The organism is Shewanella sp. ENK2, from assembly GCF_043568515.1.
In the GTDB taxonomy this organism is placed as follows: Bacteria; Pseudomonadota; Gammaproteobacteria; order Enterobacterales; family Shewanellaceae; genus Shewanella; species Shewanella japonica.
Genome location: NZ_CP171406.1, coordinates 2,591,190 through 2,614,615 on the forward strand (window position 1 = coordinate 2,591,190; position 23,426 = coordinate 2,614,615).

Consider the following 23,426-nt stretch of genomic DNA (forward strand, 5'->3'; position numbering starts at 1 on the left):
ATGTTATATAAATTAATCGAAACAGCGGTTAAACACCGATTTGTAGTGGGTTTGGGTTTGCTCGCTATTGTTATAGCTAGTGTATTCATGTTGCCAAAGCTGAATTTAGATGCGTTTCCTGACGTGACAAATGTGCAAGTTACTGTGAATACGGAGGCGGAAGGCTTAGCAGCAGAAGAGGTAGAAAAGCTCATTAGTTACCCTGTTGAATCTGCCATGTATGCCTTGCCTGACGTCACGGAGGTTCGCTCGTTGTCACGTACTGGCTTGTCGATTGTGACAGTGGTTTTTGCTGAAGGTACAGATATTTATTTTGCTCGCCAGCAAGTGTTTGAGCAGCTGCAAGCCGCTAAAGAGATGATCCCAGATGGTGTCGGCGTGCCTGAGATTGGGCCGAATACCTCAGGGCTAGGGCAGATTTATCAATATATCTTGCGGGCAACACCTGAATCAGGTGTTGATGCCGCTGAGCTTCGTAGCCTAAATGACTATCTCGTTAAATTGATTTTGATGCCAGTAGGCGGCGTCACCGAAGTATTGTCATTTGGCGGTGATGTACGTCAATACCAAGTGAACATCGACCCCAACAAGCTACTCAGTTACCGCCTAACAATGGCACAAGTGACAGAGGCTCTGGAGAGTAATAATCGTAATGCTGGTGGCTGGTTTATGCCCCAAGGACAGGAGCAGCTTGTTGTTCGTGGTTATGGGTTACTGCCTTCAGGTGATGCCGGATTACGGGCAATAGCACAAATTCCATTAACAGAGGTGGCAGGCACCCCAGTTAGAGTTGCTGATATTGCGCAAGTTGAATATGGCCGTGAAATTCGTGTGGGCGCAGTAACCTTTACCCGTAAAGAGCTAAACCCTGTGAATGGCAAAATCGAAGTTAATGCCATGGGCGAAGTGGTTGCAGGGGTCATTTTAAAACGAATGGGAGCAAATACTAAGGCCACGATTGATGACATTAACGAGCGGGTGAGTTTGATTGAACAGTCACTGCCCACCGGCGTCTCATTTGAGGTGTTTTACGATCAATCAGACTTGGTTAAGCAAGCTGTCACAACGGTTGTCGATGCCTTACTGATGGCATTTGTGTTCATCGTCATTATTCTCGCTTTATTCTTGGTGAATTTGCGGGCGACATTACTGGTGTTGTTATCAATCCCTATTTCAATAGGGTTGGCATTGATGGTGATGTCCTATTACGGTATGTCAGCAAACCTAATGTCACTGGGAGGCTTGGCGGTGGCTATAGGGATGTTAGTTGATGGCTCAGTGGTGATGGTTGAAAACATTTTCAAGCGTTTAACTGAGCATTTTCCTAATAAGCAGACTCAAGATCAACACGCAAAGCATCATGAAAATGGAAACCAAGCTGCTGCTACCCAACAAACAGCGTCGACGGTTACCCAAGTCATTATCGCGGCTAAAGAAGTATGTAGCCCCATCTTCTTTGCGACCGCAATCATCATTGTGGTATTTGCGCCTTTATTTGCTTTAGAAGGCGTTGAGGGAAAAATGTTTCAGCCGATGGCGGTGAGTATTATTCTGGCGATGATGTCAGCTTTATTCGTCGCGCTGATTGCTGTGCCTGCTATGGCTGTGTTTTTATTTAATCGAGGCGTTAGCCTCAAGCACAGCCCAATACTTGCGCCTATTGAGCGGGTCTATCGTCAGCTGCTTGCAAGCACCATAAAGCAACCCGCAATCGTGATGGTGAGTGCTGTGACGTTATTCATAGTCAGTATGATGCTAGTGCCCAAGCTAGGCACAGAGTTTGTGCCAGAACTTGAAGAAGGCACGATTAACTTACGAGTGACTTTAGCGCCAACCGCAAGCTTACAAACTTCATTAGATATCGCCCCAAAAATCGAAGCAATACTGATGGATTTTCCAGAGGTGGAATATGCATTAAGCCGCATTGGCGCACCAGAACTTGGTGGCGATCCTGAGCCTGTGAGTAATATTGAAATCTACATTGGTTTAAAACCAGTTGATGAATGGCAAAGCGCTGATAATCGGTATGAATTACAACATTTAATGGAAGATGAGTTGAACATACTTCCTGGCTTGTTATTCACTTTCTCACAGCCAATTGCCACCCGCGTTGATGAACTTCTTTCAGGGGTAAAAGCCCAGTTAGCAATTAAAATATTCGGCCCTGATCTCACGGTACTATCAACCAAAGGCGAGCAACTAACTCAATTGGTTAGCGGTATTGAAGGCGCAGTGGATGTATCGCTTGAGCAAGTGACTGGTGAAGCTCAGTTGGTTATTAGGCCGATGCGCGATCAACTGGCTCGCTATGGGATCAGTGTCGATCAAGTGATGAGCTTAGTGAGCCAAGGTATTGGCGGAGCCAGTGCTGGTCAAGTGATTGATGGCAATGCCAGATACGATATAAATGTGCGACTTGCGCAGCAATTCCGCAACTCACCAGACGTATTACAAGACCTTATTTTACGTGGGGTTAGTGGTGCGCAAGTAAGGTTGGGAGAAGTGGCACAAGTGGCCATTGAAATGGCGCCTCCGAACATTCGCCGCGATGATGTGCAGCGTCGAGTGGTGGTGCAAGCTAATGTATCGGGCCGCGATATGGGCTCAGTGGTTGCTGATATTTATGCCATTGTTCCACAAGCTGAATTGCCAGCAGGTTATACCGTAGTGGTCGGCGGGCAATACGAAAACCAGCAACGAGCGCAGCACAAGCTGATGCTAGTGGTGCCGGTTTCAATTGGATTAATCGCCTTGTTATTGTTTTTCTCATTCGGCTCACTAAAACAAGTGGGACTCATTATGGCGAATGTGCCGTTAGCGTTAATCGGCGGAGTAGTCGCGCTTTACGTTACAGGGACATACTTGTCAGTGCCAAGCGCTATTGGCTTTATCACTTTATTTGGCGTGGCGGTGCTTAACGGTGTGGTGCTGGTAGATGCCATTAATCAGCGGCGAGAAGAACACAATCAATCTGAATCACTGCAAACCAGCGTGTTTGAAGGCACTATCGGCCGATTGCGCCCTGTGTTGATGACGGCATTAACTTCAGCATTAGGAGTCATCCCAATACTACTGTCATCGGGTGTCGGCAGTGAAATCCAGCAACCATTAGCGATAGTGATTATTGGCGGTTTATTTAGCTCGACTGCATTAACGCTGTTGGTATTACCGACTATGTATTTGTGGTTGTATAAGGCAAAACACAAAAAGTAGTTTCTTGATTCTAGACTTCAAAAAGTAACCCAACTTTTTAGTTGGGTTACAGTTCATATCTTCTAGTGCCGTCACACTCTGATTTCTACGACTATCCGATATCTTGACTTTAACTAGCCCTTTAGAGACTATCGAGTCGAAAAAATGTATAAATATTTAAAGGCTTTGTTAAGTAAAGTCTAATAAAATTAATAAAAATGAAGGAGAAGGCTATGTTTTATCGTGCGTTGATACTGTCTTTGTTACTAGTATTGCCAACTGCGGTTAAAGCCGAGAACTATTCAATTGGTACTGGTGGTCAAAGCGGTATTTATTATCCATTTGGCGGAGCGTTAGCCAAAGTGTGGTCAGATGAAGTCCCACAAGTAAACGTTAAGGCTGAAGTGACAGCTGCATCAGTTGAGAACACAATTAAAGTGGTACGTGGCGATATGATTGCCGGTATCGCGATGGGCAATGTTGTCCTTGATGCTTATAAAGGCGAAGGTAAGTTCAGAAGTGCAATGCCAGTGAATACACTGTTTGCCTTATATCCAAACCTTGTGCATGCCATTAGTCTTGAAAAGTCAGGCATCACTTCGCTTGCAGATCTTAAAGGTAAGCGTATTTCTTTAGGCGCTCCTGCCAGTGGCACAGCGGTAACGTCTGCTGCATTACTTGAGTCTATTGGCATAGATGTGAAAAAAGACATCACTGCTGTGTACCTAAATTATTCAGAAACAACCAATGCATTAGCTAATGGTCAAATTGATGCTGGCTTTATTGTGGGTGGTCAAGGTGTAGGTGCGGTGACTCAAGTGGCATTAACCCATAAGGTTAATATTATTCCTGTTTCTGCTGAAGAAAGTGCAGCGTTTATTAAGCAAAACCCTGCTTATAGCAATTACACCATTCCTGCCGATGTATACAACAATGTGGGCGCTGTGCCGACATTAAGTGTGTGGAATGTGATTGTGGTTAGCGCCAAAATGAGTGACGAGATGGCGTTTAATTTAACTAAAGCAGCTTTTGAGAATATGTCAGAAGTACAAAAAGTGGTTAAAGTTGCTGAAGCGACTACCCCTGAAAATGCTGACCGCTTACAAGGTGTGCCATTACACCCTGGTGCGCAAAAGTATTTAGATAGTATTAAGTAGAACGCTGGATTTTCTACACGACAAAACACCTGTAGGTGAATGCAAGAACACAAAGGCAACGTAAGGTTGCCTTTGTATATTTAGGTCACTGATTGTGCTTAGGTGCAATCTTTGGCATAGAGGAAAAAATATGACCCAAGAACAAGGCAAAAAAGCCGAGCAATATGTGAGTGGGGATAATGCGCATCAAACAGGCCATAACCCTGATGTTGCCAACACACTTCCTTATGAAAAAACCATTAAAGTTATAGGCTACACAACACTTATTGTCGCAGTGTTATTGTCTTCATTTCAAATTTGGCAAGGTATTACCTCCACCATATCGGCCACTTATTTTCGACCAGTGCATTTGTGCTGGGTATTAATTCTGATTTTTTTACATTATCCGCTGATTAAAAATCGCCGTAAAAAAGGCTATTTAGCGGGGCGTGTGTTCGATCTTGCATTGTGTGGTATCACCCTCTTTGCTGGCTATAGAATGTCCATTTTTGACTACAATGATATCGACCATATGCTTTATGGTTTAGGTACTGTGGATTTAGTAGCAGGTAGTGCATTGCTGGTTTTATTGTTGGAAGGCTGTCGGCGTACAGTGGGGTGGGTGATGGTGCTGATTGCAGGAATGTTTTTAGCCTATAGCGCATTTGGCGACTTACTCCCTGGCGCAATGGCCACCAAAGCTTATTCACTGCAAGAGTTGATTCAGTTCCAAATATATTCAGCCAATGGTGTATTTGGCTCTGCCTTGGGTATTGCGGCCACAACTGTGTTTATTTTTGTATTGTTTGGTGCTTTTTTAGAAGTCACTGGGGCAGGTAAATTCTTTATCGACTTAGCTTTTTCAATTGCGGGTAAGTATCGTGGCGGCCCAGCCAAAGCTGCAGTATTGGCATCTGCTGGACTTGGGTCTATTTCAGGCTCGGCGATAGCAAACACGGTGACCACGGGCGCTGTGACCATCCCGATGATGAAAAAGCTGGGTTATACCCCAGAACAATCTGCAGGGATTGAAGCCTCTGCTTCAACCGGTGGGCAAATTATGCCACCGATTATGGGCGCAGGTGCGTTCGTAATGGCGCAGTTTACTGGGGTGCCGTATAGCGAGATCATGCTGGCCTCGATTGCGCCCGCTATTTTGTATTTCTTCTGTACTTTACTTTACGTCCACTTAATGGCTTGTAAGCTAAACCTTAAAGCGGCGAGCCGCACTGAGGCGGTGATAAAAGTGATGAAGGATGGCGCGCATCATCTTATTCCGTTAGTGATTATTACCGTACTATTGATGATGGCTTATTCGCCCTTACTGGTAGGTGTAGCGGGCTGTGCGGCGATTTTAGTCACTGCTGCGCTGCGTAAACACAGTCGAATCGGGCTTAAAAAGTTCATCGAAGGCATGAAAAACGGCGCGCTATTAGCCTTACCTATTTCGGTTGCTTGTGGCGCCGCTGGGATTATTGTAGGTGTCGTTGGTCAAACCGGAATTGGACTGCAGTTTACTCAGTTCGTGATGGATTTCTCTGGCGGCTATATGTTGGTCGCGCTGGGACTTATCAGTATTGTGGCACTGGTTTTAGGGATGGGCTTACCAGTTACCGCAGCTTATATTGTGCTTGCGGTTATGGCTGTGCCAATGCTGGGTGACTTTGGTTTACCATTATTAACGGCGCACTTAATTGTGTTCTGGTTATCGCAAACCTCCAATGTAACCCCACCGATTGCGCTGGCGGCATTTGCAGGTGCAGGGGTTGCCAATGCGAATCCAATGAAGTCTTCTGTTGAAGCGTTTAAGTTAGCTGGTGGCTTGTTCATCATTCCAATTATGATGGCTTACACTGACTTACTTAACCCAGAAGCTAGCATGCTGGCCTTTACATTCGCTATTGTTCAAACTGCGAGCATCATAGTCGCGATAGCAATTTCGATTGAAGGGTATTTATTACGTTCGCTTTCAACGGTAGAAAGGGTAGTAGCAATTTCGACTGTGCCATGGGTGTTATTTAATCCATTTGGAACTGGCTTTATAGGCGTGGCGGTTGTGCTAGGTTTATTGGCAGTACAATGGAAGACACAAGATAAAGCAGTAGTGTAACTTTAAATAAAATCGGGTTTACAATTTTTGTTAGCCCTAAGCGCTTAGCTATCGATATGTTAAAGCCCAATCTCATGATTGGGCTTTTTTGTACTTATTTTATTGCTTGTTAAAACATCAAATTAATACTTGCTAATTTAAGATTACAGTTGTAATTTAAATAAAGGGATTACAATTGTAATCTAATCGGTGATATCACTCGATGAATTTACTTAGCATTAAAAACTAACGAAGTGGCGCATATGAAAGAGATCAGTAATAGCGAATTATTAGTATTGAAACAGCTCTGGTTCAAGGCGCCTTTAACGTCGAGTGAAGTCGTTGACGCATTAGCTAAAGCTCATGATATGCATGAGAAAACCGTTAAAACTTTATTGAATCGTTTAGTGAAAAAGCAAGCAATTAGTTTTGAAAAACAAGGCCGTGTTTATCATTATTCGCCGTTAATAGCTGAGCAAGAATATACAGCGAAAGAATCTGAAAGCTTTGTTGAACGGATGTTTTCGGGCAAGTTAACTCCCTTAGTTGCAGGTTTTGCCAAGAATAATAAGTTATCAGCAGAGGATGTGGCGGAGCTTAAAACTTTGTTGGATGACTGGCAGCAGGAGCAAAAGTAATGATGAACTGGTTTATGGAACAAACCACTATCACCACAATATTATGCATGGTGTTATTGTTATCACATCGACAATTATTAGCAGCTATAGGTGCGCATTATACTTATCTTATGTGGGGGCTTATACCGTTAAATTTACTGGTTTCTTTACTGATATGGTTATTTCCAGACAACTTAATATGGTTTTCAGAGCCCGCTATTTCCTTGATTGAACATTATCAGGTCATCGCCAGTGATACCTTAAAATTGTCCACTGATTTAGTCAGTTTCCTCTTTCTTGAATACATATATTTCGCGGTCATTTTTTTGTTTATAACTGTTTTGACTTACCAGCAGCGTCAACTGGTTGAGTTAAGTTTAGCGGCTACAGAGCTGGATTATTATGATAGTAAACTTAAGGTACTAGCGCATAGTGATGCCACTTCTCCTATGTTAGTTGGTCTGATAAAGCCATGTATTCTAGTGCCTAAAAACTTCAGTAAATTAGAAGTAAAACAGCAGCAAGCCATTATCGAACATGAGTCATATCATTATCAGCGTGGCGACTTATGGTGCAACCTCATTGGTATCAGTATTTGCGCGCTGTTTTGGTTTAACCCTCTGGTATGGATGGCATACAGGCGCTTTAGATTAGATCAGGAGCTTAGCTGTGATGCTAAGGTCACTGAGTCGATGTCCACTGAGAATAAAATTGCTTATAGCCATGCGTTATTAGCATACTCGCAGCATGCTCCTTCAAGCATGCTACACACACACTACGGAGATAAAAACATCTTAAAAGAGAGGATTTTACAGATGAAAAAACAACATGGAAAAAACACCTTAGTCATGATGGGATTGACTCTAGCATTGGGTTTGGGGGCTATATCGGTTAACCAGCAGGTTCATGCAGGTTCGCAGAAAAAAGCACAGCAAAAAGTCGCTCATGTTATGCCTATTAAACGAATTGACCCCATATACCCAGTTGCGGCAGCTAAAGAGGGCCAAAATGGTTATGTGCAACTCGAGTTTGATATTAATCCTAAGGGTAAAGTCTCAAATGTTGTCGTTATCAAAGCATCCCCTCGAGGAGTATTTGATAAGGCTGCAATAGATGCACTTAATCAGTGGGTTTATCAATCATCATCTCAGGGAGTAAAAGCTTCACAGGTTCAATTAGACTTTGTTATTGATGAACCCGCAAAAAATTAAGGTAAAATAAACAGACGTTTATTATTCGTTACTGCGATATTTTTCAGTCACAGGTTTAGCTTGATCACCTAAACCTATTTATGAGTAATAAGGCCAAATCGGTGGTTAACAACCACTAATATCAACCGTTAACGTATAGGTGGTGTCTGAGCCGTTTGTGCCAGTTGGTTCAATATAACGTACATGGCAGTTAATTGTCTCATCATCTAAATCATAGCCGTAGCGCACATTTGACGAGCCTACTTCTACGTTTGGTGTACAACTTCCACTACCAAAACAAAAGTCTATTTCAGAGCCGATTTCGAGCATTTGCGGTAACCCGCCGCCATCATTTTCGCCAAAGGCTTCTGGGTAGCCCAGTTTCATCTCTATTACTTCGCCGTTGTAATCAATCAAACTGCGGTCATCTTTTTCGACGCCATCAATAGCAGCGCGTGAATAGGCTAAATCAAGTGAAGATTGAATCGCGGCTTTTACCCCTTGTACGGTCGCGATTTTTGCATCACTTTGAAGGTTAATAAATTTAGGTGCAGCAATAACAGCGAGGATCCCTAAAATAATGATAACAATCACTAATTCAATTAACGTAAAGCCTTTAGTGCTTGTGAGTTTAATTGAGCCTGAGGTTGAGTTAATCGCCATCTTTTGTCCTTTAAAGTGAATTAACAGCTTGTTTATTAGGGTTTACTTATGTCTTGTATGTTAAAACACATTGACTAAGATGCATAAGAAAAACTTCAATTAACCTATTTAGGGTAGTAAATCCTCCCCTATTTTGATTGCTAATCTGTGACTTTTTATTGTCATATTGCTTCAATATTTCGTGTAAATAGAGTTAAAAAAGCGTGCTGTTTTTTGGTTTTTTGGTCCAATTATAGTTTGCTCACCCCTCCTAAATAATTACTTTTGGCGATCTTGGTGAAATATTTGTTAAATACGTGACCAATTAATATCAAATGTTTCTCTGTGTAAGTTATTGTTTTTTAATGATTTTAATATTCCCTTCATTATTCTGAAATCTTGTTGTCACTTAGGCGAAGTCTTTTTGTCATTTTTGCAGGTTAATTTGTCGACCAGCCAAATTACTTAACACGCTTAATTCCGTCCTCGGAGATGACAATGGAACTGAAAAACATTTTTAAACTTAACGCTGTATCTGCTGCACTTTCTGCAACCTTATTACTTGCAGGTTGTGGTGGTGATATCAATATCGATACAGGTTCAGACACTGAAACGCCAACAACTCCAGATACGCCAACGACTCCTGACGTATCAGATCAAGAAGCGGCTTACGGTGGATTTGCTGAGAAGAGTGCAACAATTGCTGCAATCGACGGTAAAGAAGTTTGGGTATTATCTGGCACACTTGCTCCTTCAACAGGGGCGTCAACGGTTAACGTTGGTGGGCAAGACGGTGACAAGATTATCCTAGGCAATGATGTTGTTTGGATGCTTGATGGCGCAGTTATCGCTGGTGGTGATAAAGCAGATTCAGTTGAGCTATCTGTCATGGCGGGCACTAAAATTGTAGGTGGAAGCGAGTCTTACCTAGTGATTAGCCGTGACTCTAAAATTATGGCAGAAGGTACTGCTGAAGCGCCTATCGTGTTTACATCATTGGAATCTGCACTGGGTCAAGAAGGCCAAGCGGGTCAGTGGGGCGGTTTAGTATTACTTGGTAACGCACCGGTGAACTCTTGTCCTGATTTAACAAGTTGTGATGCCGCTTTTGAAGTTGGCAGCCACAGTTACGGTGGCGATGACACTGAAGATAACTCGGGTGTTATCCAGTATGTTCGTGTTGAGTTTGGTGGCTTTAAAATCAACGACACACAAGAAATGAATGGTATCAGTTTTGCTGCAGTTGGTGCGGGCACCACAGTTGACCATATTCAAATTCATAAAAATAACGATGATGGTGTTGAATTTTGGGGCGGTAACGTTTCGCTTTCACACGTAGTGTTAACTGAAAACTTTGATGATTCGTTAGATTGGACTAACGGTTGGCAAGGTAGTGCACAACACGTTTATATTCGCCAAGAAGATAATGGCTCTAACCGTGGTATTGAAGCTGACAGTAACAGCAGTGCAGAAGCTGAACCACAATCTCGTCCTGCGTTAGCTAACTTTACTATTCAAGTGGCTAACGGTACTAACAGTGGCGGTGACGATGCTGAAGGTATTTTATTCCGTAAAGGTACAGCAGTAGATGCTTACAACATGCTTGTAAAAGGTGATGTTGATTCTGGTGAATGTTTAGAAGTTAACGATGACAACACAGTAACCACTGCTGAAGTGGGTAACTTAAACATGCAACACAGCTTAATTGATTGTGTTGAGCCGTTTAAAGATGCCAAACCTGATGCGGATGAAGGTCGTGAGTTAGCACTTGATGTTGAGCAATGGTTCCTAGAGCAAGATGGTAACTTAGCTGGTGCATCTGATTTATCAGGTTATATGCCTAATTCATCATCAGTCGCACTGACTGGTGGCGCTGCAGATTTAGCTAATATGGATGACCGTTTAGTTGATGCGCAGTACATTGGTGCTTTCGATGGCACAACTGACTGGACTACAGGTTGGACGACAGCTATTCACGAAGATGCTGCGCCTGCACCGACTGAACTGCCAGTATTAACATCTTGTCCTGTTGGCACAACGTCAGAAGAAGTGGTAGCTGGGCTTTATAAAGATGCTAGCGTCACTTTAGTGTGTTCAATTCAAGGCAATATCACTTCAAATACCACGCTACTTGCTGGTCAAAACGTGATGTACAAAGTGGATGGTGGCGCGGTCGTTGTAGGTGGTGATAACACTGATTCTGCAACGTTAGCCATTCAAGCTGGTACGCAAATTTTTGCTACAGATAACAGCTACATTGCGATTAGTCGTGGCTCAAAAATCATGGCGCAAGGCAGTGCAGAACACCCAATCGTGATGACTTCACAGCAAGATGTGATTGCTGGTGCTGAAGGTGAGCGTGGTCAATGGGGTGGTTTAGTGTTACTGGGTAACGGCGAAACCAATACTTGTCCTGATAAAAATGCATGTGACGCTTCATTCGAAGTTGGCGATTTCCCATACGGCGGTAACGACAACACAGATAACAGTGGTCAAATTAGCTATGTGGTTGTTAAGTATGCTGGCTTTAAAGTAAATGATACCCAAGAAATGAACGGCATCTCGTTCGCAGCAGTGGGCAGTGGCACGCAAGTAGACCACATTCAAGTTCATGCGAATGGCGATGATGGTGTCGAGTTCTGGGGTGGTGCGGTCAATCTTAAATATGTTTACCTAACCGACAACTTCGATGACAGCTTAGATTGGACTAATGGCTGGCAGGGTAAAGCACAATACGTGTATATCACTCATGAAGATGGTCAAGCTAACCGTGGTTTTGAAGGCGATAGCCACAAAGGCGCTGACGATACGCCGGTTTCAAATCCTACTATTTCTAACGTAACGATTCTGCCTGGTACCGATATTGAAAATGCCAGTGGTGACAAAGGTGAAGGCATTATCCTTCGTGTTGCAACGGCAGCTTCAATTCACAACTTATTGATTCAAGGTCGTAAAGGGTCAACTTCTGATACTGAGTCGGGTGAGTGTCTAGAGCTAGACGGGACTTATGCAGGTCTTGTGGACAATGTTAACGATGGGTCATTAATGATTTCTCACTCAGTTATCGATTGTAACGAGCCATTCAAGTACAGCTCTGATAATGCAGCCACAACGGATGCTGTTGATACAGAAGCATGGTTCCTTGCTCAAACGGGTAACTCAGCACAAGCAGTAACATTAACAGATGGCATGCCAGCAGGTACTGACACAGTATTACTGGGTACTGGTTTGGATATGAGTACTGAAGACAGCTTCTTCGAATCAACTGACTACATCGGTGCATTCGACGGTCAAACTGACTGGCGTGAAGGTTGGGCATTTATTAAGTAACTAAAGAGGTTACTTGCTAAGCCCTAAACATCAGGGAGCACCTCCCTGATGTTGCATAAGCGCTCAGTAAGACTCAATTACTGAGCGCTTTTTAAAGTTTGACCAATGAATTAATAAGTTTCTTATCTGCCATTGATACCGTAGACATAAGAGTCAAAGCGATATCGAGATGGCGCTACCTGAACTGTGGACAGGATTGAAAAACGCTATGAAAACCAAGCCGAGTTTTATCGCTAACAAGCTAAGCCTAGCTGTTGTAACTGCTATTTCAGCAGCTTCACTTTTTACAACATTGCCTGCTTACTCGGAAGAAACACCTGAAGTTGATGCAGGTGAAGATTTCCCAATTGAAGTTATTGCTGTTACTGGTCGTTTACGTACCTCTGCGTCAGCTGCTGTTGAAGAACGCCGTGAACAGCCAACGGTTGTGGACATCATGGGATCTGAACAAATTTCCCGTACTGGTGACAGTGACGCCGCAGCGGCGCTTCGTCGTGTAACAGGATTAACCCTAAAAGATGGCAAGTTTATTTATGTACGTGGTTTAGGTGAACGTTATTCAAGTACTTCTTTAAATGGTGCGGTTGTACCATCACCAGACCCTACTCGTAACGTAGTTCCGCTGGATATGTTCCCAGCGTCGATTATTGAATCTCTGTCGGTTCAAAAAGCGAGTACCGCAAGTACGCCAGCTGCTTTTGGTGGTGGACATGTTGATATTCGAACTAAATCTATCCCGGCTGATTTTTTCTTCAAAGCATCAATCGGTGGTCGTTACAACACTAATGATTCAGATGACACATATACCTATAACGGTGGCGGCGATGATTGGTTGGGTCAAGACGACGGCACACGCGCCATGCCAAATAGCATTAATGATGTCACTAATATGTATGGCGGCATTAGTCCAATTGATATCGTGACCGGCTCAAATGGCACCGTTACCTTTCCTGAAGCGCAAGCGATTAACCGTGGTTTAGCCAGTGATATGTACCGTGATATGACGGTATACACAGAAGGTACAGATCCTGGGTTACGCGGAAACATCGCCATTGGTGATCGCTGGGATATCACTGACGATATTATTTTTGGTGCCATGACTGCTGTGTCTTATAAAGAACAAGCAGAAAACTACACCAAAACCGAAGTTGAACTAGCGGGTGATGCTGATAACGTTCAAATCGAAAACGCTAAAGATGTGATGGGAACTGACTCAATTGTGCAGATGTCAGGCATGTTGAATTTAGGTTTAGAAATTGGCTACGACCATAAAATTGAAACCTTCTCAACTTACTTACGTGATACCTCAGATGACGTGTCAGTGGCCATCGAAGAAACCATCGATACCATTTCAGAGCCTAACGCACTGCAGGTTTATGATGTGTCTTATGAAGAGCGTAACCTTATCAGTAATCAAATTAAAGGGACGCACTTCTTTGAGTACCTGTGGGATTTAGAAGCCAATTGGATGTATTCCAATGCCAGCTCAAAGCGTTATGCACCTAACGAGCTGTCTTACACTTACAACGTTGTTTTTGACGACGCTAACAACATGACAAGTCGTAACTTGAATACACAAGATGCGCCAAAGTATGTCTATAGTCGTCTTGATGATAATACTGAAAATTACAAAATCGACTTAGCATTGCCGATTGAATTTGGTGATGCAAATATTCTTAAAATTAGCGGTGGTTACGAATACTTTGAACGTACTCGTGAAAGCTATGCGACCCGTTTAGGTTTCGATGTGGGCTTAAGCCCAACAGATCCTAATGGCGACATTTTATCGAGTGATTTTGACAAGATTTTCTCAGATGAAAACATCGCTAACGATACATTAGATTTAGAATTAAAAGACGCATCGACCGATACCGAAGACTATGTCGCAGCAGAAATGATTGATGCTGGTTTCGTTAACTTTGATTTTGATTTTGATGATGTATGGCGCTTTGTTGCGGGTGTGCGTTATGAAGACTTCCGTCGTGTCACTCTACCTTTAACTCCAGATGGCGAAATCTCTGATGAAAGCGGTCGTTATGACATTGAAGATTATGCGATAGCAGAAGATGGATGGTTCCCGTCGATGTCGTTAACGTGGAAGTCATCAGATCAAAGCCAGTGGCGTCTCGGGGCGAGTAAAACATTGGTTCGTCCTGACTTACGTGAAGTGGCGCCAGTTCGATTCCAAGATCCTGTGACTGGATTCGATTTCTTTGGTAACCCAGAGCTAGAAAGTTCAGATATCTACAACTTAGATTTACGTTGGGAATACTACTCAGATGACGGTGCTAACTTAAGTGTTGGTGGTTTCTATAAAGACGTTGATGCGCCGATTGAAGCGATTCAACGCATTTCAGAAGCGGGTCGTCAGCTTAAGTTTTATAACGCAGAATCGGGTGTCATATACGGTATTGAAACAGAGTTCTTACATGACCTTGGCTTTATTGGTCGTGAAGGTGGATTCTGGGAAGACTTCTTTGTGGCTGGTAACGTGACCTTAAGTGATTCAGAAATTGAAATTCTAGGTAATGGTGAAATTGACCCAACCAACAATAAGCGCCGTATGACAGGCCATTCAGAGTGGGTTGCTAACATGCAGTTAAGCTTTGATTCTCCTGATGAATCTCACAGTGCCACACTGGTTTATAACGTATTTGGAGAGCGTATTGCCTATGGTGGTCGTGGTGGATTAGACGATGTCTACGAGCAACCTTTTCACAGCTTAGATTTTACTTACAGCTTCTTACCAACAGAAAGTTTTGGAGTGAAATTTAAAGTGAAGAATATCCTTGGTGAAACAACAGAGTACGATCAGCAAGATGTGGTGGTATATGCAAAAGAGCCAGGAACAGAATTTACCTTAGAGTTTAATTACGAGTATTAATGGGTAATTAGCAAGGTAAACCAAGTACGGGCTATTGGCATTTTTACTCATCCTTTAAATGCCAATAGCTGTGTACATAGTGTGAGGTGCAATATGACTTCTGGAACAAGTTAAATTGGTTATGCCGAACACGTTTATTTAAGACAAATGTAAGACCAGTGCAATTGTTAACGGTATTACTTCATCCTTTTACTTTTATCAATGCGCGAGGCCACTTTCTTCTGGAACAAGAAAGTGGCCATTTTTATTGTTAGCTTTGGTAAATTAACTGCGCTTTAGTAGCAGTTAAGCTTGGTTGCTGTCAATAAAGTTACTGATAGCCTTTGATATTAAATCTTTTTTCATTTGAGTTTTTGCCACAGGTTGATCAAACCAAAAACTCATTGGCTGATCAAAACCAATACCATGCATGTAGTTGTAAATAGCCTTTCGTAAGCCTTCACCTAGCATTTCATGATCGGTATTGGTTGGGTCTGTAAACTCAACATCATTTTCGGCAAACAAAATTTCAGGCCGTTCGGCCAATGTAATTCCAAATTGGTCTGGGTTCATACCGATAGGGCTGTGGACTGTTGCGACAAAACGATGCCAGTACGCCGATTGAAAACAACCTTGGGCCATCATTTGACGAACCATTTCGAGCGAATCAACGGTTTCTTGTTCGGTTTGTGTAGGAAAGCCATACATGAGATAGGCGTGCACCATAATGCCTGCATCACTAAATGCTTTAGTGACTTGTGCAACTCGTTCAACACTGACACCTTTTTTCATGAGTTTTAGTAGTCTGTCTGATGCTACCTCTAAGCCGCCGCTCACAGCAATACAACCAGAGTCGGCAAGTAATTGGCAGCGAGCTTGGCTAAAGGTTCTTTCAAAACGAATATTACCCCACCAACTGATCACTACATTTCGCTCAATAAGGCGTTTGGCAAATGCAAATAAGGTTTTTGGTGGCAGGGCTTCATCAACAAAGTGAAATCCTGTTTGGCCTGTTTCTTCAATTAACTGTTCGATGCGATCCACTAAAATATCAGCGCCTGCAGTATCGTAGCGATCGATGTAGTCGAGGCTAACATCGCAAAAACTACATTTACGCCAGTAGCAACCGTGGGCAATGGTTAACTTGTTCCAACGTCCATCACTCCAAATTCGGTGCATCGGGTTAAGCATTTCGCACAATGACAAGTATTCATCTAAGGGGAGGCCATCATAAATTGGCGCGCCCACATCGACTTGTGGAATATCGTGCAAGGCAGTATTTTCGTTAAAATGCACATACGGATGACCATGCTCATCTTCTGCTAGAAAATACGTTCGGACTAAATCGTCGACTTCTCGCTGACCTTGAAAATATTCAAGTAAGGTCAGAAAAGGGCGCTCGCCATCATCAAGACAAATAAAATCTACAAATTCAAATACACGAGGATCTTTCAGAGCACGTAGCTCTGTATTAATAAAGCCGCCACCAAGTACGACTGGTAACTCAGGGTTAATGGCTTTACAGGTTTGCGCAATACGCAGTGCGCCAAGCATATTGCCAGGAAACGGTACCGTTAATGCAACCACACTTGGCTGAGTATCTTCAAGATAATGCTCAACCAGTTGTTCTAGAATCTCTGAGCTGAAAGTGGGCTCATCCATTAAGGTGTCGTAGAGGTTATCAAAGCTTGGATTCGCTGCAGCAAGTTGCTCACCATAGCGGCTGACTTCAAAGTAAGGATCAACCCCTTGAGTAATGACATTGGAAAGATCATTTATAAATAACGTGGCTAAATACTTGGCTTTATCTTGTACGCCTAAGTTACCAAAGGCTGCTTGGAGAACATCGCCAGAAACGGCTTCCATCTGCGCAATGGCATCAAAAGCTGGGCCTTCAGGTAAAAATCGTCGTGAGTTGATCCGTAGCGCTAAACTAGGATCTTTGCCTTGTAAAAAACGGATCGCAGCTTCAACACACTGATGATAACGTTCAAATTCTGCTAAAAATGCATGTACTGCAGGTGGGAGTTCATCGTCTTCAAAATGCTCGAAATTTGCTTCTACATGTTGACGAATAATTTCCAGCGCAGGGGCGGTCATCATTTCTAAAAACAGCTCAATGGCAGGATCTCGTTGCACCGCTTCATAGCCCTGAGAGCGAAGGAACCCGGTTAAATAGGCCGTCGCTGGATAAGGCGTATTTAGCTGAGTCATGGGTGGGGTCATTAGAAGTACGGTCATAGCCTGCCTTTGAATAATAAAACTTTGCTGCTTTTCTAGCATAGTCATAACACAAGCCCTTAGTATGCTTTTGAGTTATACATAGCCGCAAAGTCAGGCAGCCGATACAGTTGCCATCAATAATCGATGGATTCTAGCAAATGCGCTAAAGGGGTTCTACTTCAAGATGAAAGTGGGGGCGAGTTAATGGGAGTTTACTGATTTAAAAGTGGATTAGCTGACATAAACCAATTGCTAGTAAGTATATTATTAATAGTGATTACAGATACTTTAATTTTAAAGCTGAATGCTTTTATTTAATAACAAGGGGTAAAGTTAAGTCTTGTTGAATTTATATTTAAGGTGCTTGGTTTTTAGGCAGTTAAATATTATTTGGGTGACAAGTTGTTGAACGAGTTTTATATAAGAGAATGTAACGGCCAAATATAAATAATAGACCAACTTAGGATATATAAGCTGGCCTATTTTATATTGACGATTTAATTATTTTTTAAAGAATGCTTCGTTAGTGCCATATGGGCCTAAGTTAAGATCGCGCTTACGAATTTCATCAACACGATCAAATGCTTCTTCTGCAGCGTGAAGGTTTTTCACATCACGACGCCAGTAATATTTGAAACCATTAAAGTTAGCATTGTTTGGGTACCAGTAGAATACACCAAGCCCTTCATCATCAAGGATTGGAGTGTTATGGATGGCATTACCCGGAATATAGAAGTACTGTCCTTTCTTTAATGGTTGGAACGTATTTTGAGCTAATGTTTTACTGCCGCCGTTGACCACGTAGTAACATTCAGGTTGTCCGTGGAAGTGAGGCTCATGATCAGATTTACCACCATTAGTAATACCAATAACCATTGGCGAGTCTGCTAGATCTTTCCAGATGTAACCTACTGGAGAGTTCGCTACGTCGCAGTTTTTTGCTTCAAGTACGTTGCCTTCATCATCCAATGTTTTACAAAAACGTTGATCTTTAGCGATGCTGTCATTTGCTTGAATAGTATTAAAGTCAATTTTACCCGCTTCCCAATCGGCAATGTATGCTTCAATTTCTGGGTTACTACATTGCACTGGCATCGTGTCTTGTGGTGCATGCACACTGCTGTCAAATGGGACAGGTGTCATTTGTTGGTAAGGGAGCTGTGCATGGTTACATTGAGGACCTTGTGCAACAGCAGCTGTTGATGCTAGCGCAGCAATACCAAAAATCATCTTTAATTTCATTGTTAATCCTATTTAGAACTGTGATATTTGAATGTTAAATTCGTTTTTTATTAATATGTTTTTACTATAAATACAAAAAGGTAAATTAAAGGTGAAATAGATCACGTACCTTTTTCAGTGACAATTTTATTCGTGACAGCTATCGCGATTTTTTATTAATTGAGAATATCTTCAAATAATCTATTTAATTGGGTTTTATGTTTACAAATAATAAAAACACACGTTGATGCTTTTATTATTTTGTTAATTGCAGCAAGACTTAATCATTATTGAAAAGAAAATTGCATGCTGAGTTGCAAGTATTGCGATTGACCGTTATCAACAAGCTCAGTGCTTTCTAACCTAGTTTTGTCATTGATGGCATATTGGCCCACCTCGACACCGACACTGAGTTCGGGTGTTAGGTTAGTGAATAAATTCACGCCCACATGGGTCCGTCGACTGCGTTGTACTTCGGTAGCGGTATGACCGATAAACAGGCTAGTGCGCCAGTTGTGATCCCAAAAGTGACGATAAGCTGCCATGGCTGACAAGGTGGTTTCTAATTCGCCTTCGATTATGTCTTTTGCAGCATCGGTACCCACATAGCGGCCTAAGTTGCCATAGTGCAATTGAATACGTAAATCGTCTTTGCCGAATGTACGCAGTTTGCCTGCAACTGACATTCCAGTGCTGAGTTGCTGGGTCTGATCTGGGTCTAAGTAGCGAATAACACCAGAGGCTGAAACATTACCCCAATCGCCTTTCGTGTTATAACGCACAATAAAATCAGGTACATAATCATTGCGAGTGTCAATCCAGTCTGGCTCATCATTAAGCGATGAACCTGGATTAGTGCCATAGGTATAAGGGTTTTCAAGTGCAAACTGCCAATTATTAAAGGTATAACGTACTAAAGCCTGGCGCACCATGGCTTGACCAACGAGTGGGCCACCAAGATCTGCGGTTTCTGCAAAAGCTGACGTATTGACTAATGTCGACCAAGTTTGTCCTGCAACGACATCTTGGTATTCAATAAAAGCATGCCTTAATCTCGGGCTGTATGAGTTAGAGATAATGGCATTACCTTGAGATGAGCCTACAAAGTCAATCTCAATAAAGCCACGAACATCATTAGACGACACGCCAAGGTTTAAGCGACTTTCTTGGGCGCTAAATTGTGTGCGTTGAGTCGGTTCAGATACCGAGCCGCCTCCGGTCCAGCTGTCTTGGAACGCAATATCACCGTTAACATGGCGTGCATTCATTTTAAGAAAACCACCCAGTTCAACTTCCATTGCCTCTGAAAATGGTGCGCAAAAAGCTAAACAGGCACACAAAGGTGTGACAATAATCCGTTTATTCATAGTTAGCGTGTCGGAACGAAATGAGCCCAGTAAAAAGTGATGACAACAAGTGGTCACTTAAAACGGTTGGTTAATAGAAAGAGCACCAGCAAAACGTGGGAGTATGAAAGTGTTTTGCTGATACTCAGTATATTGTCGTTACACTGGCGTTAATGGCCAGAAGTCATGACTTAGAAGTAATAACCAAAGTTAATGTTGATACGTTTGTCCCAGTCATCTCCGATTTCTGGTAAACCAACATGGTCATTATTTGCCGTTGAGAAGGTCATGTTTTTACCTAAGATGAAGTCAACCATAGTGTAGGTGGCTCCAGCTGCGATAGCACAACCTGTCACGTTTTGCATGCTGTTGTCATAGCTGTCGTCAGCAACGTCAGGGGTCATTAAACCGAAGTCGTTGTAACACTTCACGCTACCAAAGTCAGTGGCGAAAGTTTTAGCTATGTTAGCGCTGTATGCTTGGCCTTTTGAGGCAATTTCGTATTGCCAGCTAACCACTGCTATACCGATTTTATTGTCATCAGCCGAATCGGCAGCATCATACTCGTATTGCATGGCTTGTAACTGTAGGTTCCATCCTTTATAGGTGCTGTCTAAATGCAGTGCTACAGCATAACGGTCGCCCATGTTGCCTGTTTCACTGTTATAGATCTGACCATATTGAGCTGAACCGCCAAATGTTGTCGAACCACCTTCGTACTCTGCGGTATAGGTTTGTCTGAAGTTAAAGCCGTTAGTTTCTTCGTTATGGTATTCAGTGCCATTAATTTCGCCACTGAATAACGAAGCTGAATAACGTTTGTTTTCAGTTGCGCTATAAACCGGGTTTTTGTAGAACGCGATATCAGTATTCCAGCCATTATTGTCGTAAGACGCTTTAATACCCACATCATGGTTGTCTTCAAAACCTAGGTAGTATGGTAGGCCAAACCACCAGCTGTTAGAGATAAACTCTGGGTTACCAAAAGGCACTTTGTTGATACCAAACTGCAGTTGCCAATTTGGGTCAATATCATAAAAGCCGTAACCGTATTTGATGTAGTTGCTACCTGATGTAAAACGGTATTCCGCGGCTAAGCCCCAATCCCCTTTTTTACCATCAAACTTAATTGCAGCCATATCAAAATCAAGTTCACCTAACTTGTCTTTATTTGATTCATCGTAGTCTCTGTAAGCGTAATTAACGCGCACAGCACCTCCGATGTTAATACCGTCTTCTTGCTCTTCAGCCATGACATTTACAGAAGACATTGCTACTGCTGTGGCCACCATCGACAACATAAACTTGGCGGTTTTTTTCATTCTCATTTCCCTTTATATACGTAAATTTTTTATATTTTTTATTTACATTTCTTCAAACCAAGTGCGATGACAATCAGCACAAATCGGTGCTTTTTTAGTGTGCTCGCTATGGCAGGCTAAACAGCTTGCCCCTTCGTTGTAATGTAAAGATTTATGCGGATGTGCTTCAGGTACTGCCAAAATTGACTCATCAATTTCAATTGTTTCAACAGTGCCGTGGCATTCCACACAGGCCGCATCTGTGGTATTCGCTTTTGGTGAACCTTGATGACAGGTATTACAGCCATCTTGGTACAACATTTCATGGTTCACTCTGCCTTGGGTTTTCCCTTTGACGGTATAAAGCTCTCCCGCCTGGGCGGTGGCTAAAAACGCTGACGATACAAAAGCGAGTAATAATAATTTTTTCATGTTGATTCAGCCTACAGATCAGATTTAATGGTTTCAGAAACGATGATGCCCATCGCTAAGCACTCAAGACATGACGTTGAGCTCAAGCGGGCTTCACCATGAATACCGCCAGTGGCTTCACCGATGGCATACATTTTTCTGATAGGTTCCATAGTGCGGCCATCTATCACGCGGCCACCTAAATCTGTTTTTAATCCGCCCATGCAGTAATGCACTTTTGGCCAAATTCGCGAGACAACAAATGGACCTGTCAGTACTTCAGCGGTATCCATTTTGCGGTTAAACAATGGATCTTTTCTGTCAGTAACATGCTGGTTGTATTCTTTTATTGTCTTTTTCAATTCCGCTGCAGGAATATTAAATTGCTTAGCAACGTCATCAAGTGTGTCGAGTTTCCACGCCATTTTGTCGCGTAGTGAACGCACTACACGGTCATCTTCGGCGTAGTTTTCGTAGTTAAACAATACAATCGGGTAGGCTGGACTGTTGTCTGCATAACGATTTTTCATAATGGCTTCTGAACACGTTTTACGGTCAGCACGCTCGTCCATAAAGCGTTTACCATTTAGCACACTGATTGCTGCGCCTTGATGCCAACCAATCGACAACAGGGCATTTGACCAGCCGAAACCACCCTCATCAGGAGAACCCCAATGACCTGTTTGAATAAGATTCATATGCACGGGTAGCGCACCATTGGCCATAGCGGTTAATGTGACTTCGCCTGTCGCGCCATGGGCATTAGTACAATCGAGTGTTGGATCAAGTGAAGGATCGACTGCTTCACGCAGTTTCATGTTTTGGGCAAATCCACCGTGCGCGAGAATAACGGCTTTGTTGGCTTTGATATAGATTGTTGTTCCAGTATTGAGATCTGGGAAGCGATAATTTTTTCTTACCTTAACGCCTACAATTTCTTGACCGTCCATAATGAAGTCTTCGATGTAGTGTTGTAAGCGGTATTCAACGCCTTCTTTTTTACCTGCTTCAAACAACTTAGTGGTGATATCACCGCCTGTACCATGTTGGGTTCTAATTGCACGGGCTTTGTTATGTCCGCCCACTTGGATATTAAATCCTTCACGGAATTTGACGCCCGTTTCGATACATAAATCGTAAGAATCAAGAGCACGATCGGCGATCACCTTTAGCATTTCAACATTTTGCATGCCGCGACCTGAGATGATTTGGTCGTTGACTAACTCTTCTGGTGAGTCATCGTTAATGCCTTGTGCTAATTGGATTGGGTTTTTAGGAATTGCTAACCAGCCACCATTAATGGCTGAGTTACCACCAATAACCTGCATTTTTTCGAGTACAAGTACGCTGCCGACTTGTTGTCTTTTTGCATTAATCGCTGCTGATAGACCAGCAAAACCAGAGCCGACGACGAGTACATCTACTGACTCATCCCAGTTAATTTCATTGCATTGGCGTTGCTGTGCACTTGCTGGCATCGCTGCTGTCAGGCCGCCGATTGCTGCGCCTGCACTTAATTTCAAAAAGTTACGTCTGTTGTGCATTTATCTTTCCTCGCATTTAGATGCGATTAAGATAAACAAATTGAACTAGGCCAAATTTGAATGGCATCACGCTTTTTTTGGGGGGCAATATTATTCGTGAACTGGCTCAAGAACATTGTTCATGAGCTGCTGGCTTATCAGCCCTATTTAGCGGGCGAACTTTAGAGGGAGATATCAAAAGTCAGTTAAGTTATGAACTGAATCACAAAGCCTAATAAAACCGGCCCATCAGCGTGAAGTGAATCCCGATTATCTACTGAGTTTATACCTATAAAGTGCAGTAAAGATGATAATTGCGATATTCAAATATTAGGTATTTAT

Annotated in this window: 14 protein-coding genes; 7 read left to right on the top strand and 7 right to left on the bottom strand. The window is 42.7% G+C overall.

Annotated features, from left to right (window positions below; genetic code table 11):
• The 5 genes from ACGEDC_RS11485 to ACGEDC_RS11505 all read left to right on the top strand — a co-directional run bounded on the left by ACGEDC_RS11485 (position 1) and on the right by ACGEDC_RS11505 (position 8,245).
• The gene (locus tag ACGEDC_RS11485; protein ID WP_394493333.1) at positions 1–3,213 is read left to right on the top strand and encodes an efflux RND transporter permease subunit; all 3,213 of its coding nucleotides are present in this window, start codon (positions 1–3) and stop codon (positions 3,211–3,213) included.
• A gap of 197 nt (positions 3,214–3,410) precedes the next feature.
• Positions 3,411–4,349 carry a TAXI family TRAP transporter solute-binding subunit gene (locus ACGEDC_RS11490; protein WP_259651253.1) on the top strand — a complete coding sequence of 313 codons (939 nt, stop codon included), beginning with the start codon at positions 3,411–3,413 and terminating at the stop codon, positions 4,347–4,349.
• Positions 4,350–4,479: 130 nt separating this feature from the next.
• Complete coding sequence (locus tag ACGEDC_RS11495) at positions 4,480–6,438, top strand: TRAP transporter permease (protein WP_394493335.1); 1,959 nt, start codon at positions 4,480–4,482, stop codon at positions 6,436–6,438.
• A gap of 242 nt (positions 6,439–6,680) precedes the next feature.
• On the top strand, positions 6,681–7,055 hold the full coding sequence (locus tag ACGEDC_RS11500) for a BlaI/MecI/CopY family transcriptional regulator (protein ID WP_394493337.1): 375 nt from the start codon (positions 6,681–6,683) through the stop codon (positions 7,053–7,055).
• Positions 7,055–8,245, top strand: a complete 1,191-nt coding sequence (locus tag ACGEDC_RS11505) for a M56 family metallopeptidase (RefSeq protein WP_394493339.1) — start codon at positions 7,055–7,057, stop codon at positions 8,243–8,245. The genes ACGEDC_RS11500 and ACGEDC_RS11505 overlap by 1 nt, the downstream gene beginning before the upstream one ends.
• Before the next feature lie 105 nt (positions 8,246–8,350).
• Here the strand turns inward: ACGEDC_RS11505 and ACGEDC_RS11510 are convergent, their stop codons facing one another.
• The gene (locus ACGEDC_RS11510) at positions 8,351–8,887 is read right to left on the bottom strand and encodes a prepilin-type N-terminal cleavage/methylation domain-containing protein (RefSeq protein ID WP_394493341.1); all 537 of its coding nucleotides are present in this window, start codon (positions 8,885–8,887) and stop codon (positions 8,351–8,353) included.
• A 477-nt stretch (positions 8,888–9,364) separates the two neighbouring features.
• On the opposite strand from ACGEDC_RS11510, the gene ACGEDC_RS11515 reads away from it, so the two are divergent.
• Positions 9,365–12,196 (top strand): hypothetical protein, encoded by a 2,832-nt coding sequence (locus ACGEDC_RS11515; RefSeq protein WP_394493343.1) that lies wholly within the window; start codon positions 9,365–9,367, stop codon positions 12,194–12,196.
• 208 nt (positions 12,197–12,404) lie between these two features.
• Positions 12,405–15,080, top strand: a complete 2,676-nt coding sequence (locus ACGEDC_RS11520; protein ID WP_394493345.1) for a TonB-dependent receptor domain-containing protein — start codon at positions 12,405–12,407, stop codon at positions 15,078–15,080.
• Between the two features lie 285 nt (positions 15,081–15,365).
• Here the strand turns inward: ACGEDC_RS11520 and ACGEDC_RS11525 are convergent, their stop codons facing one another.
• The 6 genes from ACGEDC_RS11525 to ACGEDC_RS11550 form a co-directional block, all read right to left on the bottom strand.
• Positions 15,366–17,300, bottom strand: a complete 1,935-nt coding sequence (locus tag ACGEDC_RS11525) for a B12-binding domain-containing radical SAM protein (protein ID WP_055022958.1) — start codon at positions 17,298–17,300, stop codon at positions 15,366–15,368.
• 483 nt (positions 17,301–17,783) lie between these two features.
• A complete protein-coding gene (locus ACGEDC_RS11530) occupies positions 17,784–18,524 on the bottom strand; it encodes a cupin domain-containing protein (RefSeq protein WP_065109738.1) in 741 nt (246 codons plus the stop codon).
• 266 nt (positions 18,525–18,790) lie between these two features.
• A complete protein-coding gene (locus ACGEDC_RS11535) occupies positions 18,791–19,870 on the bottom strand; it encodes a hypothetical protein (protein ID WP_394493347.1) in 1,080 nt (359 codons plus the stop codon).
• A 170-nt stretch (positions 19,871–20,040) separates the two neighbouring features.
• Positions 20,041–21,171: a hypothetical protein gene (locus tag ACGEDC_RS11540; protein WP_119967721.1), complete on the bottom strand. Its 1,131-nt coding sequence runs from the start codon at positions 21,169–21,171 to the stop codon at positions 20,041–20,043.
• A gap of 42 nt (positions 21,172–21,213) precedes the next feature.
• Positions 21,214–21,582 (bottom strand): cytochrome c3 family protein, encoded by a 369-nt coding sequence (locus ACGEDC_RS11545; protein WP_394493349.1) that lies wholly within the window; start codon positions 21,580–21,582, stop codon positions 21,214–21,216.
• A gap of 11 nt (positions 21,583–21,593) precedes the next feature.
• Positions 21,594–23,105, bottom strand: coding sequence for a flavocytochrome c (locus ACGEDC_RS11550; protein ID WP_055022772.1), 1,512 nt, complete (start codon positions 23,103–23,105; stop codon positions 21,594–21,596).
• Positions 23,106–23,426 lie beyond the last annotated feature (321 nt).